9 protein-coding genes are annotated in these 18,217 nt (G+C 70.7%); 7 read left to right on the top strand and 2 right to left on the bottom strand.

What is annotated here, in order from left to right; translation table 11 throughout:
- Positions 1-98: 98 nt before the first annotated feature.
- Positions 99-3,101 carry a bifunctional [glutamine synthetase] adenylyltransferase/[glutamine synthetase]-adenylyl-L-tyrosine phosphorylase gene (locus FGW31_RS25105; protein WP_142195779.1) on the top strand — a complete coding sequence of 1,001 codons (3,003 nt, stop codon included), beginning with the start codon at positions 99-101 and terminating at the stop codon, positions 3,099-3,101.
- 171 nt (positions 3,102-3,272) lie between these two features.
- Here FGW31_RS25105 and FGW31_RS25110 read toward each other — a convergent pair whose 3' ends face one another.
- Positions 3,273-4,253, bottom strand: a complete 981-nt coding sequence (locus FGW31_RS25110; RefSeq protein WP_142195780.1) for a phosphatase PAP2 family protein — start codon at positions 4,251-4,253, stop codon at positions 3,273-3,275.
- 132 nt (positions 4,254-4,385) lie between these two features.
- Entirely contained in the window at positions 4,386-5,420 is a 1,035-nt protein-coding gene (locus FGW31_RS25115; RefSeq protein WP_142195781.1) for a LacI family DNA-binding transcriptional regulator, read from the bottom strand.
- A gap of 422 nt (positions 5,421-5,842) precedes the next feature.
- Here FGW31_RS25115 and FGW31_RS25120 point away from each other — a divergent pair, with 422 nt between their 5' ends.
- The 6 genes from FGW31_RS25120 (at position 5,843) to pulA (ending at position 18,213) form a co-directional block, all read left to right on the top strand.
- On the top strand, positions 5,843-7,114 hold the full coding sequence (locus FGW31_RS25120; RefSeq protein WP_142195782.1) for an extracellular solute-binding protein: 1,272 nt from the start codon (positions 5,843-5,845) through the stop codon (positions 7,112-7,114).
- A gap of 96 nt (positions 7,115-7,210) precedes the next feature.
- Positions 7,211-8,215: a carbohydrate ABC transporter permease gene (locus tag FGW31_RS25125; protein ID WP_142195783.1), complete on the top strand. Its 1,005-nt coding sequence runs from the start codon at positions 7,211-7,213 to the stop codon at positions 8,213-8,215.
- Between the two features lie 13 nt (positions 8,216-8,228).
- The gene (locus FGW31_RS25130) at positions 8,229-9,140 is read left to right on the top strand and encodes a sugar ABC transporter permease (RefSeq protein WP_142195784.1); all 912 of its coding nucleotides are present in this window, start codon (positions 8,229-8,231) and stop codon (positions 9,138-9,140) included.
- Between the two features lie 144 nt (positions 9,141-9,284).
- Complete coding sequence (locus FGW31_RS25135; RefSeq protein ID WP_142195785.1) at positions 9,285-10,979, top strand: glycoside hydrolase family 13 protein; 1,695 nt, start codon at positions 9,285-9,287, stop codon at positions 10,977-10,979.
- Positions 10,980-11,220: 241 nt separating this feature from the next.
- On the top strand, positions 11,221-12,594 hold the full coding sequence (locus tag FGW31_RS25140; protein ID WP_142195786.1) for an alpha-amylase: 1,374 nt from the start codon (positions 11,221-11,223) through the stop codon (positions 12,592-12,594).
- A 207-nt stretch (positions 12,595-12,801) separates the two neighbouring features.
- Positions 12,802-18,213: a pullulanase-type alpha-1,6-glucosidase gene (pulA, locus tag FGW31_RS25145; RefSeq protein WP_142195787.1), complete on the top strand. Its 5,412-nt coding sequence runs from the start codon at positions 12,802-12,804 to the stop codon at positions 18,211-18,213.
- Positions 18,214-18,217 lie beyond the last annotated feature (4 nt).

Raw genomic sequence — 18,217 nt, forward strand, 5'->3', positions numbered from 1 at the left:
GAACTCATCGCGGGCCGCATCCGGGGCCGCCGGCCCGTGGTCCGGCTAGGCTCATGGCCGTACGACCTGAACCGAGGCACGCACGAGGGAGACCGGGGATGACGTCGGCGCCGGGACGCAGGAGCAGTACCTTCACGCGGCTGCTGCGGCACGGTTTCACCGATCCCTCGGGCGCCGAGCAGTTGCTCGACACCGCGGGGCTGACCGCCGTGCGCAACGACCCCGTGCTGCTGGACGCCCTCGGCGCCACCGCCGACCCCGATCTCGCGCTGCTCGGACTGGTGCGGCTGCTGGAGGCGCAGGACGGCGCCACCGCACGCCAGGAACTGCTGGACACGCTGATAGCGGCCAAACCGCTGCGGGACCGGCTGCTCGGTGTGCTCGGCGCGTCCGCCGCGCTCGGCGAGCACCTGGCCCGGCATCCCGGCGACTGGCGGGCCCTGGTCACCTACGAGCCGCGCGATCTGCACCCCGGCGTCGAGGAGTTCGAACGCGGCCTGGCCGGCGCCACCGACCCGGTCGGGCTGCGCATCGCCTACCGGCGCTGCCTGCTGTCCATCGCCGCCCGCGACGTCTGCGGCACCGTCGACGTCGCCCAGACCGCCGCCGAGCTGGCCGACCTCGCCACCGCCACCCTGCGCGCCGCCCTGCGGATCGCCGGTGCCGCCGCGCCCGAGGACGCCGCGCTGTGCCGGCTGGCGGTGATCGCGATGGGCAAGTGCGGCGGACACGAGCTGAACTACGTCTCCGACGTCGACGTCATCTTCGTCGGCGAGGCGGCCGACGGCGCCGACGAGGACAAGGCGCTGCGTGCCGCGACCCGGCTGGCCTCGCACATGATGCGGATCTGCTCCGAGACCACCGTCGAGGGCTCCATCTGGCCCGTCGACGCCAATCTGCGCCCGGAGGGCCGCAACGGCCCGCTGGTGCGCACCCTCGCCTCCCACCTCGCCTACTACCAGCGCTGGGCCAAGACCTGGGAGTTCCAGGCGCTGCTGAAGGCCCGCCCGGTCGCCGGTGACCTGGCGCTCGGCGAGGAGTACCTGGCCGCGCTCCAGCCGCTGGTGTGGCAGGCCGCCGAGCGGGAGAACTTCGTCGCCGACGTGCAGAAGATGCGCCGCCGGGTGGTGGAGACCATCCCCGCCGCCGAGGTCGACCGGCAGCTCAAGCTGGGCCCGGGCGGGCTGCGGGACGTCGAGTTCGCGGTGCAGCTGCTGCAGCTGGTGCACGGCCGCGCCGACGCCTCGCTGCGCAGCGGCACCACCCTCGACGCCCTCAAGGCCCTCGCCGCCGGCGGCTACGTCGGCCGCTCGGACGCCGCCCAGCTCGACGACGCCTACCGGTTCCTGCGCTCCATGGAGCACCGCATCCAGCTGTACCGGCTGCGCCGCACCCACCTCGTCCCGGAGGACGAGGCCGACCTGCGCCGCCTGGGCCGCTCCCTGGGCCTGCGCACCGACCCGGTCGCCACGCTGCACCGGGAGTGGCGGCGGCACGCCTCCGTCGTACGGCGGCTGCACGAGAAGCTGTTCTACCGGCCGCTGCTCGACGCCGTCGCCGCGCTCGCGCCCGGCGAGGCGCGGCTCAGCGCGGAGGCGGCCCGGGAACGCATGGTCGCGCTCGGCTACGCGGACCCGGCCGCGGCGCTGCGCCACCTGGAGGCACTGGCGTCCGGCGTCAGCCGCAAGGCCGCCATCCAGCGCACGCTGCTGCCGGTGCTGCTGGGCTGGTTCGCGGACTCCGCCGACCCGGACGCCGGACTGCTGAACTTCCGCAAGGTCTCCGACGCGCTCGGCAAGACCCCCTGGTACCTGCGGCTGCTGCGCGACGAGGGCGCCGCCGCCGAGAACCTCGCCCGCGTGCTGTCCGCCGGCCGGCTCGCGCCGGACCTGCTGATGCGCGCCCCCGAGGCGGTCGCGCTGCTCGGCGACGGGGACGGCGGAGGGCTCGCCGTGCGCTCCCGCGCCCACCTCCAGCAGGAGATCCTGGCCGCCGTCGGCCGCGCCGACAACGCCGTGCAGGGCGTCACGGCCGCCCGCGGAGTGCGCCGCCGCGAGCTGTTCCGCACGTGCGCCGCCGACATCGTCGGCTCCTACGGCACCGAGTCCCAGCCGGTCGAGGCCGACCAGGGCGCGCTGGTGGACCTGGTGGGCGGCGCCGTGTCCGACCTGACGGCCGCCACCCTCGCCGGCACGCTGCGCGCCGTGGTCCGCGAGGGCTGGGGCGACACGCTCCCCACCCGGTTCGCGATCATCGGCATGGGCCGGTTCGGCGGTCACGAACTGGGCTACGGCTCCGACGCGGACGTCCTGTTCGTCCACGAACCGCGGGACGGCGTCGACGAGCGGGAGGCGTCCGAGGCGGCCCACAAGGTGGTCGCCGAGATGCGCCGGCTGCTGCAGATCCCGAGCGCCGACCCGCCGCTGCTCGTCGACGCCGACCTGCGCCCGGAAGGCAAGTCGGGCCCGCTGGTGCGCACCCTGAAGTCGTACGAGGCGTACTACCGGCGCTGGTCGCTGGTGTGGGAGCGGCACGCGCTGCTGCGCGCCGAGCACGTCGCCGGCGACGAGGACCTCGGCCGGCGCTTCACCGAGCTGATCGACCCGCTGCGCTACCCGGCCGACGGGCTGGGCGAGGACGCGGTGCGGGAGATCCGCCGGCTGAAGGCCCGCATGGAGTCCGAGCGGCTGCCGCGCGGCGCCGACCCGAAACTCCACGCCAAGCTCGGGCCGGGCGGGCTGTCCGACGTGGAGTGGACCGTGCAGCTGCTCCAGCTGCGGCACGGCGCCGGGGAGCCGGGGCTGCGCACCACCAGGACGCGGGAGGCGCTGGCCGCCGCCCGTGCCGCCGGCCTGATGTCCGAGGAGGACGCCGGCATCCTCGACGAGGCCTGGGTGCTGGCCACCCGGGTGCGCAACGCGGTGATGCTGGTGCGGGGCCGGGCCGGCGACACCTTCCCGACGGTGCCCCGGGAACTGGCCGCCGTCGGCCGCTACCTGGGCTACGGCCCGGGCCACGCGGGCGACATGCTCGACGCGTACCGGCGTACGGCACGCCGGGCGCGGGGCGTGGTGGAGGAACTGTTCTACGGCGGATCCTGACGGCGCCGCGCAGGCGGGACGGGACGCCCGGCGCCCCTGCGCGGCGCCCGGTCGACCCTGCTTGGGCTGCTCCGGGCCCGGTCAGTTCTGTTTCGGCTGCTCCGCGCCCGGTCAGCCCTGTTTCGGCTGCTCCGCGCCCGGTCAGCCCTGTTTCGGCTGCTCCGGGCCCGGTCAGCCCTGCTTCGGCACCGGGATCGACGCGGCCGCGGCCTGCTGCTCCGCGCCGGACACCGGACCGGCCGGTACCGGTTGCCCCGCGTCCGGCATCGGACCGGCCGGGACCGATTGCCCAGCGTCCGGCACCGGACCGGCCGCGGCCGGTTGCTCCGCGTCCGGCACCCGCCTCGGCAGGGCGGACGGGCGGCGGCCGTACCAGAGCAGCGCGACGCCGTAGCCGAAGGCCAGGCAGAGCACGCCGCCGACCGCGTCCAGCCAGAAGTGGTTGGCGGTGGCGACGATGACCACCAGCGTGGCCGCCGGGTACACCAGGGCCAGGACACGTACCCACGGGACCGTGGCCAGCGCGAACAGCGTCAGGCCGCACCACACCGACCAGCCCATGTGCATCGACGGCATCGCCGCGTACTGGTTGGACATGTTCTTCAGATCGCCGGAGGCCATCGACCCCCAGGTCTGGTGGACCACGACGGTGTCGATGAAGTCCTGGCCGTTCATCAGCCGCGGCGGCGCCAGCGGATACAGGTAGTAGCCGACCAGGGCGACACCCGTGGTGGCGAACAGCACCGTCCGCGTCGCCGCGTAACGGCCCGGATGACTGCGGTAGAGCCACACCAGCACACCCAGCGTCACCACGAAGTGGAGGGTGGCGTAGTAGTAGTTCATGCCGACGACCAGCCAAGTCACCGAGTTCACGGCATGGTTGACGGACTCCTCGAAGGCCGTGCCGAGTTGGTTCTCCAGGCGCCAGATCCAGTCGGCGTTGCGCAGCGCCTCGGCCCGCTGTTCCGGCACGGCGTTGCGGACCAGCGAGTACGTCCAGTAACTCACCGCGATCAGCAGGATCTCGAACCACAGGCGGGGCCGGCGGGGGGTGCGCGGGCGGCGCAGGAAGGTCCGCCCCGTCTCGTCCGCGACGGGATGGAGAACGGCCTCCTGCCGGCCATCCAGCGTTGTCACGGTCGTGTCACCCATGGGCACAGAGTCTGCCAGAAAAGACCTCGCCCTCAGATCATCCCCCGGTCCCGTACGACCCGCATGTTCTCCCCCGGGAAGAGGCGCGCGCCCTACTGCCGTGGCAGTGCGCGAAAAGTCGTTTCCTCCACCCTAGGAACGATTCCGGTCCCCAGGGGCCGAAGCGGTCGAACCACGCACCACCAGTTCCGGCATGAACACGAACTCGCTGTGCGGGGCGGGCGTTCCGCCGATCTCCTCCAGCAGGGTGCGCACCGCCGCCTGGCCCATCGCCGGGACCGGCTTGCGGACCGTGGTGAGCGGCGGGTCGGTGAAGGCGATCAGCGGGGAGTCGTCGAAGCCGACCACCGAGATGTCCTTCGGCACGTCCAGCCCCCGCTGCCGGGCCGCCCGTATCGCACCGAGCGCCATCATGTCGCTCGCGCACACCACCGCCGTGCAGTCGCGGTCCATGAGCGCGTTGGCGGCGGCCTGGCCGCCCTCCAGCGTGTACAGGGAGTGCTGGATCAGCTCCGTCTCGATGGTCCCGGCGCTCAGCCCGAACTGCTCCTGCACGGTGCGCACGAAACCCTCGATCTTGCGCTGCACCGGCACGAACCGCTTCGGCCCGAGTGCCAGGCCGATCCGGGTGTGGCCGAGGGAGGCGAGGTGGGTGACCGCGAGCGCCATCGCCGCCCGGTCGTCGGGGGAGATGAACGGCGCCTGCACCTTCGGGGAGAAGCCGTCCACGAGCACGAACGGCACGCCCTGGGCGCGCAGCCGCTCGTAGCGCTGCATGTCGGCGGTGGTGTCCGCGTGCAGGCCGGAGACGTAGATGATGCCGGCGACCCCGCGGTCCACGAGCATTTCCGTCAGCTCGTCCTCCGTCGACCCGCCCGGGGTCTGCGTGGCGAGCACCGGGGTGTAGCCCTGCCGGGTCAGCGCCTGCCCGATGACCTGGGCCAGCGCCGGGAAGATCGGGTTCTCCAGCTCGGGGGTGATCAGACCGACCAGGCCCTCGCTGCGCTGCCGCAGCCGCACCGGGCGTTCGTAGCCCAGCACGTCGAGGGCGGCGAGCACGGACTGACGGGTGGTGGCGGCGACGCCCGGCTTGCCGTTGAGGACCCGGCTGACGGTCGCCTCGCTCACCCCCGCCTGAGCAGCGATATCAGCAAGCCTTGTGGTCACAGCACCGGACTGTAGCGGCCGGGTCCCGCCTTGCACACCGACGGGACGCCTGGTGCGCGCCGTCGAACGGCCCGCTGTGGGCTGCTGGGTCATCGCGGTCCCTCACGTCGTGGTCGGCGTCCGGTCGCAAGGGATGATTCCCCCGGCGGCAACGGATGGCAAGTGCTTGCAGAGTCTTGCACAACTGTCCGAACCCGCGTCGTACGGGCGGAAACCCGGGTCGCGCGGTGGTCGAGAGCAGGTCACGGCGGCATAACTCTCGGGCCTGCTTGCAAAACTTTTCTGCAAGGTCTTTCGGATCGGTTCCATCGCTGTTACGTTCACGTCGCCCGGCGGCCGCAACGGCGCAGTCGGCAAGTCGGCAGGGCGGCAGACGGGGCCGCTCCCTGCACCACTCGGGCTTTCACCCTCAAGGAGAACTCATGCGGCGTGGCATAGCGGCCACCGCGCTGGTGGCGTCCCTCGCCCTCGCGGCGACGGCCTGCGGCGGAGACGGCGACAGCGGAGACGAGGCCGGCGGCCCGGTCACCATCACCTGGTGGGACACCTCCAACGCGACCAACGAGGCACCGACGTACCAGGCGCTGGTCAAGGAGTTCATGGCCGCCAACAAGGACGTCAAGGTCAACTACGTCAACGTCCCCTTCGACCAGGCGCAGAACAAGTTCGACACCGCCGCCGGCTCCAAGGGTGCCCCGGACGTGCTGCGCTCCGAGGTCGGCTGGACGCCCGCCTTCGCCAAGAAGGGCTTCTTCGTGCCGCTGGACGGCACCGAGGCCCTCGCCGAGCAGGACAAGTTCCAGCCCAACCTGATCGAGCAGGCCAAGTACGAGGGCAAGACCTACGGCGTCCCGTTCACCACGGACACCCTGGCCTTCGTCTACAACAAGGAACTGTTCGAGAAGGCCGGCGTCGAGGCCCCCAAGACGTGGGACGACCTGAAGAAGGCCGCCGCCACCATCAAGGACAAGACCGGCGTCGACGGCTACTGGGGCTCCACCGCGGGCTACTACGCCCAGCCGTTCCTCTACGGCGAGGGCACCGACATGGTCGACGCCGACGCCAAGAAGGTCACCGTCAAGTCGCCGGAGGCGAAGAAGGCGTACGGCACCTGGCTGGACCTCTTCGACGGCAAGGGCCTGCACAAGGCCGACGTCACCGCCGACGCCTACGCCCACATCCAGGACGCGTTCGTCAACGGCAAGGTCGCCTCGATCATCCAGGGCCCGTGGGAGATCACCAACTTCTACAAGGGCTCCGCGTTCAAGGACAAGAACAACCTCGGCATCGCCACCGTCCCGGCCGGCTCCGCCGGCAAGGCGGGCGCCCCGACCGGCGGCCACAACCTGTCCGTCTACGCCGGCTCCTCCGAGGAGAAGCAGCAGGCCGCGCTGAAGTTCGTGAAGTTCATGACCTCGGCGAAGGCGCAGGAGACCATCGCGCTGAAGAACTCCACGCTGCCCACGCGTGACGACGCCTACACCGACAAGGTCAAGGCCGACCCGGGCATCGCCGGCTACCAGACGGTCCTCCCGGCCGCCCAGCCGCGTCCCGCCCTGCCCGAGTACAGCTCGCTGTGGACGCCGATGGACGACGAGCTGCCCCAGATCGCCAGCGGCAAGGAGTCCCTGGACAAGGGCCTGAGCGACGCGGAGATCGCGATCGCCAAGCTGGTGCCGGACTTCAGCAAGTAACGCCCGTGCGGCCGCCGGATCCGTTTCCAGGAGGGGAGGATCCGGCGGTCGCCGGCCCGTGTGCCGTACCCCTTGATCATCCAGAAGGTGCCGAACATGACAGTCGCCATCGACCGCGCGACGGGCAAGCGCAGCGGTGACCGCGCGCCCCGGCCCGGCCGGGCCCGCCGCCTGAAGCGCAGCTTCGACAAGCACTGGTACGCCTATGCCATGATCGCGCCGGTGGCCGTCGTGCTCGGCGTCCTCGTGCTGTACCCGCTGGCGTACGGCTTCTACCTCACGCTCACCGACGCCAACAGCCTCAACTCGGCCCGCACCATCGGCGTGAACGAGATCGAGGCCACGTACAAGTTCATCGGCCTGGACAACTACGCCGACATCCTGTGGGGCGAGACCGCCTACGACCGCTTCTGGTCCCACTTCGTCTGGACGATCGTGTGGACGGCCGCCTGCGTCGCCCTGCACTACGGCATCGGCCTGGGCCTGGCCCTGCTGCTCAACCAGAAGCTGCGCGGCCGCACCCTGTACCGGCTGGTGCTGATCCTGCCGTGGGCCGTGCCGACCTTCGTCACCGTCTTCGGCTGGCGCTTCATGCTCGCCGACGCCGGCATCATCAACTCCGGCCTGGACGCGCTCGGCCTGCCGACGCCGCTGTGGCTGGAGGACACCTTCTGGCAGCGGTTCGCCGCGATCATGGTCAACACCTGGTGCGGTGTTCCGTTCATGATGGTCTCCCTGCTCGGCGGCCTGCAGTCCATCGACGCCAGCCTGTACGAGGCGGCCGAGATGGACGGCGCGAGCGCCTGGCAGCGGTTCCGCCACGTCACCCTGCCCGGCCTGCGCTCGGTCAGCTCCACCGTGGTCCTGCTCGGCATCATCTGGACCTTCAACCAGTTCGCCGTGATCTTCCTGCTGTTCGGCAACACCGCCCCGGACGCGCAGATCCTCGTGACCTGGGCCTACCAGCTCGGCTTCGGACAGCAGCCGCGCGACTTCGCGCAGTCCGCCGCCTACGGCATGCTGCTGCTGGCCATCCTGATCGTCTTCACCTCCTTCTACCGCCGCTGGCTGAACCGCAATGAGCAGCAGCTCGCGATCTGAGGCAGGAGTCCCCATGAGCACCACCACCGTCACCACCACTGCTCCGGCGGACCGGCCTGCCGACGACCCGCGCCCGCCCCGTACGGTGCGCCGGCGCGGCGAGAGCAGCCCGCTGGCGAAGCTCACCTCGCACGGCGTGCTGATCGTGGCCAGCCTGATCGCGCTGTTCCCGGTCGCCTGGCTGGTCTTCCTGTCCCTCGGCCCCGACAAGGACGACTATCTGCGTCCCGGCGGCATCTGGGGCAAGATGACGCTCGACAACTACTCGTTCGTGCTGCAGAACACGAACTTCTTCGACTGGCTGAAGAGCTCGCTGATCGTCTCGCTCGGCACCACCGTCATCGGTGTCCTGGTCGCCGCCACCACCGGCTACGCCGTGTCCCGCATGCGGTTCCCCGGGTACAAGAAGTTCATGTGGGTGCTCCTGGTCACCCAGATGTTCCCGGTGGCCGTCCTGATGGTGCCGATGTACCAGATCCTGTCGGAACTGCAGCTCATCGACAGTTACCTTGGACTGATCCTCGTCTACTGCTCGACGGCGGTGCCGTACTGCGCCTGGCTGATGAAGGGCTACTTCGACACCATTCCGTTCGAGATCGACGAGGCCGGACGGGTCGACGGGCTGACCCCCATCGGCACGTTCGCGCGGCTGATCCTGCCGCTCGCCAAGCCGGGTCTGGCGGTCGCCGCGTTCTACAGCTTCATCACCGCGTTCGGCGAGGTCGCCTTCGCCACGACGTTCATGCTCGACGACGAGAAGTACACCCTCGCCGTCGGTCTGCAGAGCTTCGTCAGCGAACACGACGCACAGCGCAACCTCATGGCCGCCACCGCGGTCCTGATCGCGATACCGGTCTCCGCGTTCTTCTACCTGGTGCAGAAGAACCTGGTCACCGGCCTCACCGCCGGCGGCACGAAGGGCTGAGGCCCTTCGTGGAACGACTCCCGCGTGCCTGACTCACGCGGGGAGGCGGCCGCGGTGTCCATCCGACCCCGCTGTCACCGCGGCCGCCTCGTCCCTCCGCCGCCCCCACTCGCCTCCCTGACCGAAACTCGTATCAAGGACGACATGAGCCAGCAGCACTCCGCCGCCCCGGCCCCGACCCCCACCTCCGACGCGGCCGTCGCCACCGTCGCCCGGCGCCGCGACTGGTGGCGGGACGCGGTGATCTACCAGGTGTACCCGCGCAGCTTCGCCGACAGCAACGGCGACGGCATGGGCGACCTGGAGGGCATCCGCTCCCGCCTGCCGTACCTGCGCGACCTCGGCGTGGACGCCGTGTGGCTCAGCCCCTTCTACGCCTCGCCGCAGGCCGACGCCGGTTACGACGTCGCCGACTACCGCGCCGTCGACCCCATGTTCGGCACCCTGCTCGACGCGGACGCGCTGATCCGGGACGCCCACGCACTGGGCCTGAGGATCATCGTCGACCTGGTGCCCAACCACTCCTCCGACCAGCACGAGTGGTTCAAGCGGGCCCTCGCCGAGGGCCCCGGCTCGCCGCTGCGGGAGCGCTACCACTTCCGGCCCGGCAAGGGCGCCGACGGTGAACTGCCGCCCAACGACTGGGAGTCGATCTTCGGCGGCCCGGCCTGGACCCGCGTCACCGAACCCGACGGCACGCCCGGCGAGTGGTACCTGCACCTCTTCGCGCCGGAGCAGCCCGACTTCAACTGGGAGCACCCGGCGGTCGGCGACGAGTTCCGCTCCATCCTGCGCTTCTGGCTGGACATGGGCGTGGACGGCTTCCGCATCGACGTCGCCCACGGCATGGTCAAGGCCGAGGGCCTGCCCGACCTCGGCTCGCACGAGCAGCTGAAACTGCTGGGCAACGATGTCATGCCGTTCTTCGACCAGGACGGCGTGCACGACATCTACCGGCAGTGGCGGCTCATCCTGGACGAGTACTCCGGCGAGCGTATTTTCGTCGCCGAGGCGTGGACGCCGACCGTGGAGCGCACCGCCAACTACGTGCGGCCGGACGAGCTGCACCAGGCGTTCAACTTCCAGTACCTGGGCACCCACTGGGACGCCGCCGAGCTGCGTGAGGTCATCGACCGCACCCTGGACGCCATGCGCCCGGTCGGCGCCCCGGCCACCTGGGTGCTGTCCAACCACGACGTCACCCGGCACGCCACCCGCTTCGCCAACCCGCCCGGCCTCGGCACCCAGATCCGCCTGGCCGGCGACCGCGAACTGGGCCTGCGCCGGGCCCGCGCGGCGACGCTGCTGATGCTGGCGCTGCCCGGTTCGGCGTACGTCTACCAGGGCGAGGAGCTGGGCCTGCCGGACGTCGTGGACCTGCCGGACGAGGTGCGCCAGGACCCGGCGTACTTCCGCGGCGCGGGCCAGGACGGTTTCCGTGACGGCTGCCGGGTGCCGATCCCGTGGACGCGCACCGGTTCCTCGTACGGCTTCGGCGACGGCGGCAGCTGGCTGCCGCAGCCGGCGGGCTGGGGCGAGCTGAGCGTGGAGGCGCAGACCGGCGTGCCCGGTTCGACGCTGGAGCTGTACCGGTCCGCGCTCGCCGTGCGCCGGGAGCAGGCGGACCTGGGTGCGGGCGACGCGGTGGAGTGGCTGCGCGCGCCCGAGGGCGTGCTCGCCTTCCGCCGCGGGGACTTCGTGTGCGTCGCGAACACCACGGGGGAGTCGGTGACGACTCCGTCGTACGGGCGGGTGCTGATCGCCAGTGACGAGGTGGCGGAGACGGGCGGCGAGGCGAAGGTGCCGGCCGACACCACCGTGTGGTGGACGACGGGCTGACCTTCCGACGGTCGTGACCTTCCGGTGGTCGTGACCTTCCGGTGGTCGTGGCCTTCCGGTGGTCGTGGCCTTCGGTCGTCCGGTCCGCAACTTTTTTCATTCAAGTTGGTACGGCCCGCTGCCCTTTCGGGTGGCGGGCCTCTAACATCTGCGTTGCCGCAAGGTTGCTGAAGGTTTCTGCAAGAACCTTCAAGCGACTCGGGCGGTATCCCCACACCCTTCGATGAAGAAGGAACCCCACATGGCACGCAGAACCCTCGCCGGGATCGTCGCGCTCGCGGCCGCCTCGGTTGTCATGGCCCCAACCGGAGCGCAGGCGTCCCCGCCCGGCACCAAGGACGTCACCGCGGTCCTCTTCGAGTGGAACTTCGCCTCGGTGGCCCGCGAGTGCACCACCACCCTCGGCCCCGCCGGCTACGGATACGTCCAGGTCTCCCCGCCCGCCGAGCACATACAGGGCTCCCAGTGGTGGACGTCCTACCAGCCGGTGAGCTACCGGATCGCGGGACGCCTCGGTGACCGCACCGCCTTCCAGAACATGGTGAATACCTGCCACGCGGCCGGTGTGAAGGTCGTCGTCGACGCCGTCGTCAACCACATGTCCGCGGGCAGCGGCACCGGCACCGGCGGCTCGTCGTACACCAAGTACAACTACCCCGGTCTGTACTCCTCGTACGACTTCGACAACTGCACCTCGCAGATCACCAACTACCAGGACCGCGGGAACGTCCAGAACTGCGAGCTGGTCGGACTGGCCGACCTGGACACCGGCGAGGAGTACGTCCGCAAGACCGTCGCCGGATACCTCAACGACCTGCTCTCCCTCGGCGTGGACGGCTTCCGCATCGACGCCGCCAAGCACATGCCGGCCGCCGACCTGGCGAACATCAAGTCCCGGCTGAGCAACCCGGGCGTGTACTGGAAGCAGGAGGTCATATACGGCGCCGGCGAGGCCGTCCAGCCCACCGAGTACACGGGCAACGGCGACGTCCAGGAGTTCCGCTACGCCTACGACCTCAAGCGGGTCTTCAACAACGAGAACCTCGCCTACCTGAAGAACTACGGCGAGGGCTGGGGCTACCTGAACAGCGGTGTCTCGGGCGTCTTCGTCGACAACCACGACACCGAGCGCAACGGCTCCACCCTGAGCTACAAGGACGGCGCGAACTACACCCTGGCCAACGTCTTCATGCTGGCCTGGCCCTACGGCGCGCCCGACATCAACTCCGGCTACGAGTTCACCGACCACGACGCCGGACCGCCGAACGGCGGCCGGGTGGACGCCTGCTGGCAGAGCGGCTGGAAGTGCCAGCACGCCTGGCCGGAGATCAAGTCCATGGTGGCCTTCCGCAACGCCACCCGCGGCCAGGCGGTCACCAACTGGTGGGACAACGGCGGCGACGCGATCGCCTTCGGCCGGGGCAGCAAGGGCTTCGTGGCCATCAACCACGAGTCCGGCTCGCTGACCCGCACCTACCAGACGTCCCTCCCGGCGGGCACGTACTGCAACGTCCAGAACAACACCCCGGTGACGGTGAACGGTTCGGGACAGCTGACCGCCACGCTGGCCCCGAACACGGCCCTCGCGGTGTACACGGGCAAGTCGGGCTGCTGAACCCGCGCGGGCCCCGCCGCCGTTCACGGGGCGGCGGCGCGGCCCGCGTCCGGATGCAATTCCTTACTGTTACTTTCACAACCCTTGCTGTAAAGCTTTCAACGGGGATACGGTCACGCCGGCGCCCCGGTGAAGTGGCCGAAACAGGCCGTACGGCCGTGGCGCGGGGTCGGACCCAATGAGCCGTAAGCGCAAGGAGTTCACGCCTTGATACCCAGATGGCCCGCGCCCCCGGGGCGCCGCACCGCGCGCGGCAGACGCGTCGCCGCCGTCACCGTGGCCGCGCTCGCCGCCGCCCTCGTCCAGCCGCTCGCCGCCCGCGCCGACACCCCGCCCGCGCCGCCCTCGGACGCGCGGCTGGCCGCGTCGCCCGCGCGGCACGACCTGACGCGCGAGCAGTTCTACTTCGTCCTGCCGGACCGTTTCGCCAACGGCGATCCGAAGAACGACCGCGGCCGGCTCACCGGTTCACGCCTCACCACCGGCTACGACCCCACCGACAAGGGCTTCTACCAGGGCGGCGACCTCAAGGGCCTCACCGACAAGCTCGACTACATCAAGGGCCTGGGCACCACCGCCATCTGGATGGCGCCCATCTTCAAGAACCAGCCCGTGCAGGGCACCGGCGACAACGCCTCGGCCGGCTACCACGGCTACTGGATCACCGACTTCACCCAGGTCGACCCGCACTTCGGCACCAACGAGGACCTCGAGAAGCTCATCGACAAGGCCCACGCCAAGGGCATGAAGGTCTTCTTCGACGTCATCACCAACCACACCGCCGACGTCGTCGACTACGAGGAGAAGTCCTACGACTACCTCTCCAAGGGCGCCTTCCCGTACCTGACGAAGGACGGTGAGCCCTTCGACGACGCCGACTACGCCGACGGCTCCCGGCGGTTCCCGCGCGTGGACGCCGGTTCCTTCCCGCGCACCCCGGTCGTGCCCGCCGCGAAGAAGGACCTCAAGGTCCCCTCCTGGCTCAACGACCCGCGGATGTACCACAACCGCGGCGACTCCACCTTCGCCGGCGAGTCCAGCACGCACGGCGACTTCTCCGGCCTCGACGACCTGTGGACCGAGCGTCCCGAGGTCGTCGACGGAATGGAGAGGATCTACCAGCGCTGGGTCAGGGACTTCGACATCGACGGCTTCCGGATCGACACCGTGAAGCACGTCAACATGGAGTTCTGGACCCAGTGGGCCACCGCGCTGGACGCCTACGCGGCCAAGAAGGGCCGCGACGACTTCTTCATGTTCGGCGAGGTCTACTCCGCCGACACCGACGTCACCGCCCCGTACGTCACCGAGGGCCGCCTCGACGCCACGCTCGACTTCCCGTTCCAGGAGGCGGCCCGCCAGTACGCCTCCCAGGGCGGCAGCGCGAAGAAGCTCGCGGCCGTCTTCGGCGACGACCACAAGTACACGACCGGCCGGTCCAACGCCTACGAGCAGGTCACCTTCCTCGGCAACCACGACATGGGCCGCATCGGGACGTTCCTGAAGCAGGACGACCCGAAGGCGTCCGACGCCGAACTGCTGAAGAAGGACATGCTCGCCAACGAGCTGATGTTCCTCAGCCGCGGCAACCCGGTCGTCTACTACGGCGACGAGCAGGGCTTCACCGGCGCCGGCGGCGACAAGGACGCCCGCCAGACGCTGTTCGCCTCGCGTACGGCCGACTACCTCGACGACGACCTGATCGGCAGCGACCGCACCCACGCCGAGGACACCTACGACACCCGCTCGCCGCTCTACCGGCAGATCAGCGCCCTCGCGAAGCTCCGCAAGGCCCACCCCGCCCTCACCGACGGGATCCAGCAGGAGCGTCACGCGGCCGACGGCGCCGGCGTGTACGCCTTCTCCCGCACCGGCACGGGCCGGGACACCACCGAGTACGTGGTCGCCTTCAACAACGCCGGCGAGAAGAAGACCGCGACCTTCGCCACGAACTCCGCCGGCATGACCTTCCGCGGCATCCACGGCACCGACGCCACCGTCACCAGCGACGCCGACCAGAAGATCACCGTCAGCGTCCCGGCCGGTTCGGCGATCGTGCTGAAGGCGTCCGGCCCGCTCGGGAAGCCCGCCACCGAACCCACGATCAGCCTGAACGCCCCGGACGCCGGCGCCACCGGCACCGTCGAGGTCACCGCCGACACCGACGGCGGACAGCTCAACCGCGTCGTCTTCGCCGCCCAGACCGGGAACGGCAAGTGGCAGACGCTCGGCTCCGCCGACCACGCCCCGTACAAGGTCACCCACACCATCGGTGAGGACGTCCCCGCCGGCACCGCCCTGCGCTACAAGGCCGTCGTGATCGACTCGGCCGGCCGCACCGCGAGCGCCCTGGCAGCCTCCACCACCGGCACCCCGCCCGTCGCGGAGCCGCCCACCGCCACCTCCCGCGACTACGCGGTCGTCCACTACAAGCGCGCGGACGGCGACTACGACGACTGGGGCCTGTACGCCTGGGGCGACCTGGCGGACGGCGAGGCCACCGAGTGGCCGGACAGCCACCCGTTCACCGGCCGCGACGCCTACGGCGCCTTCGCCTACGTCAAGCTGAAGCCGGGCGCGTCCGACCTCGGCTTCCTCGTCATCGACAAGGAGGGCAACAAGGACGTCTCCGCCGACCGCACGATCGACCTCACCGGGACCGGTGAGATCTGGATCGAGCAGGGCAAGGAGACCGTCACCACCGAACGGCCCGAGTACCCGGCCCAGGACACCACCAAGGCCGTGCTGCACTACCACCGCGCCGACGGCAGCTACGACGGCTGGGGCCTGCACACCTGGACCGGCGCCGCGAACCCCACCGACTGGTCGAACCCGCTGAAGCCCGTGAGGACGGATGCCTACGGCGCGGTCTTCGAGGTGCCGCTCGCCGAGGGTGCCACCAGCCTCAGCTACATCCTCCACAAGGGCGACGAGAAGGACCTCCCGTCCGACCAGTCCCTGGACCTCAGGGCCAACGGGCACGAGGTGTGGCTGTTGAGCGGCCAGGAGAAGTACCTGCTGCCGCAGCCCGCCGGCTCCGCGGCCGCCCTCGACCTGTCCACCTCCAAGGCGGTCTGGATCGACCGGGACACCGTCGTCTGGAACGGCTCCGACGCCGCCGCCTCCACCCAGCTCCTCGCCTCCCGCACCGGCTCCGTCACGGTGCAGGACGGCACGCTGAAGAGCGACGACGCGCGCTGGCTGCGGCTGGCGAGGACGACCCTCACCGACGCCCAGAAGGCGACGTTCCCGCACCTGAGGAACGGCACCGCCTGGTCCGTCGACCCGCGCGACCGCGACCGGGTGCGCGAGGCGCTGCGCGGCCAGGTCGTCGCCTCCCAACGCGCCGCCAACGGCGCCGTGCTCGCCGCGACCGGCGTGCAGATCGCCGGCGTCCTCGACGACCTGTACGCCGCGCACGCCACGCAGGCGGACCTCGGCCCGGTGTTCCGGCACGGCCGGCCCACGCTCTCCGTGTGGGCGCCGACCGCCCAGCAGGTGACCCTGGAGATCGGCGGCCGCAGTGTCGCGATGCGCCGCGACGGCGACTCCGGCGTCTGGTCCGTCACCGGGCCGCGCTCCTGGAAGGGCGAGGAGTACCGGTACAAGGTCACGGTGTGGGCGCCCAGCACCCAGGAGATCACCACCAACACGGTCACCGATCCCTACTCGGTGGCCCTGACCACCGACTCCGAGCGCAGCCTCGTCGTCGACCTCGCCGACCGGCGCCTCGCCCCCGCGGGCTGGACGTCCCTGGACAAGCCGAAGGCCGTGCCGCTGAAGGACGCCCAGATCCAGGAGCTGCACATCCGCGACTTCTCCGTCGAGGACCGCACGGCCGAACACCGCGGCACCTACCTCGCCTTCACCGACAAGGACAGCGACGGCTCCAAGCACCTGCGGAGGCTCGCGCAGGCCGGCACCTCCTACGTGCACCTGCTGCCCGCCTTCGACATCGCCACCGTCCCGGAGCGGACGTCCGACCAGGCGGGCCCCGACTGCGACCTCGCCTCCTACCCGGCCGACTCCGACAAGCAGCAGGAGTGCGTGGCGAAGGCGGCCGCCAAGGACGCCTACAACTGGGGCTACGACCCGTACCACTACACGGTCCCGGAGGGCTCCTACGCCACCGACCCGGACGGCACCGCCCGCACGGTCGAGTTCCGCGAGATGGTCAAGGCGCTCAACGAGGACGGCCTGCGCGTCGTCATGGACGTCGTCTACAACCACACCGCGGCCAGCGGCCAGGCGAAGACGTCCGTGCTGGACCGGATCGTGCCGGGCTACTACCAGCGGCTGCTGGCCGACGGCTCCGTCGCCAACAGCACCTGCTGCGCCAACACGGCCACCGAGAACGCCATGATGGGCAAGCTGGTCGTCGACTCCGTCGTCACCTGGGCCAAGGAGTACAAGGTCGACGGCTTCCGCTTCGACCTCATGGGCCACCACCCGAAGGCCAACATCCTCGCCGTCCGCGAGGCCCTCGACGCGCTGACCGTCGAGAAGGACGGCGTCGACGGCAAGAGCATCATCCTGTACGGGGAGGGCTGGAACTTCGGCGAGATCGCCGACGACGCCCGCTTCGAACAGGCCACGCAGAAGAACATGGCCGGCACCGGCATCGCCACCTTCTCCGACCGGGCCCGCGACGCCGTGCGCGGCGGCGGCCCCTTCGACGAGGACCCCGGCGTGCAGGGCTTCGCCTCCGGCCTGTACACCGACCCCAACTCCTCGAAGGGCAACGGCACCGAGGCCGAGCAGAGGGCGCGCCTGCTGCACTACCAGGACCTGATCAAGGTCGGTCTGAGCGGCAACCTCGCCGACTACACCTTCACCGACACCAGCGGCAAACAGGTCAAGGGCTCCCAGGTCGACTACAACGGCGCCCCCGCCGGATACGCCGAGGCGCCCGGCGACGCCCTCGCCTACGCCGACGCGCACGACAACGAGACACTGTTCGACGCGCTCGCCTTCAAACTGCCGAAGGACACCTCCGCGGCCGACCGGGCCCGCATGCAGGTCCTCGCCATGGCGACGGCCACCCTCTCGCAGGGCCCGGCGCTCTCCCAGGCGGGCACCGACCTGCTGCGCTCCAAGTCCCTGGACCGCAACTCCTACGACAGCGGCGACTGGTTCAACGCCATCCACTGGAACTGCGCGGACGGCAACGGCTTCGGCCGCGGCCTGCCGCCGGCCGCCGACAACGAGGACAAGTGGCCCTACGCCGCACCGCTGCTCGGCGCGGTGAAGGTCGGCTGCCCGCAGATCGAGGGCGCCTCGGCCGCCTACCGGGACCTGCTGACGATCCGGTCGACGCAGCCCGACTTCTCCCTCGACACGGCCGCGCAGGTGCAGTCCCGGCTCGCCTTCCCGCTGTCCGGGAAGGACGAGACGCCCGGCGTGATCACCATGACCCTCGGTGACCTGGTGATCGTCTTCAACGCCACGCCGCAGCGGCAGGAGCAGCGCGTCACCGCGCTGTCCGGCACCGGCCACCGGCTGCACCCGGTGCAGTCGGCGGGCGGGGACGCGGTGGTGAAGACCGCGTCGTACGAGCGGGCCACCGGCACGTTCGGCGTTCCGGCGCGCACGGTCGCCGTGTTCACCACGGACGGCTGAGCGG

Origin of the sequence: Streptomyces calvus (genome assembly GCF_006782915.1) — a bacterium.
In the GTDB taxonomy this organism is placed as follows: domain Bacteria; phylum Actinomycetota; class Actinomycetes; order Streptomycetales; family Streptomycetaceae; genus Streptomyces; species Streptomyces calvus.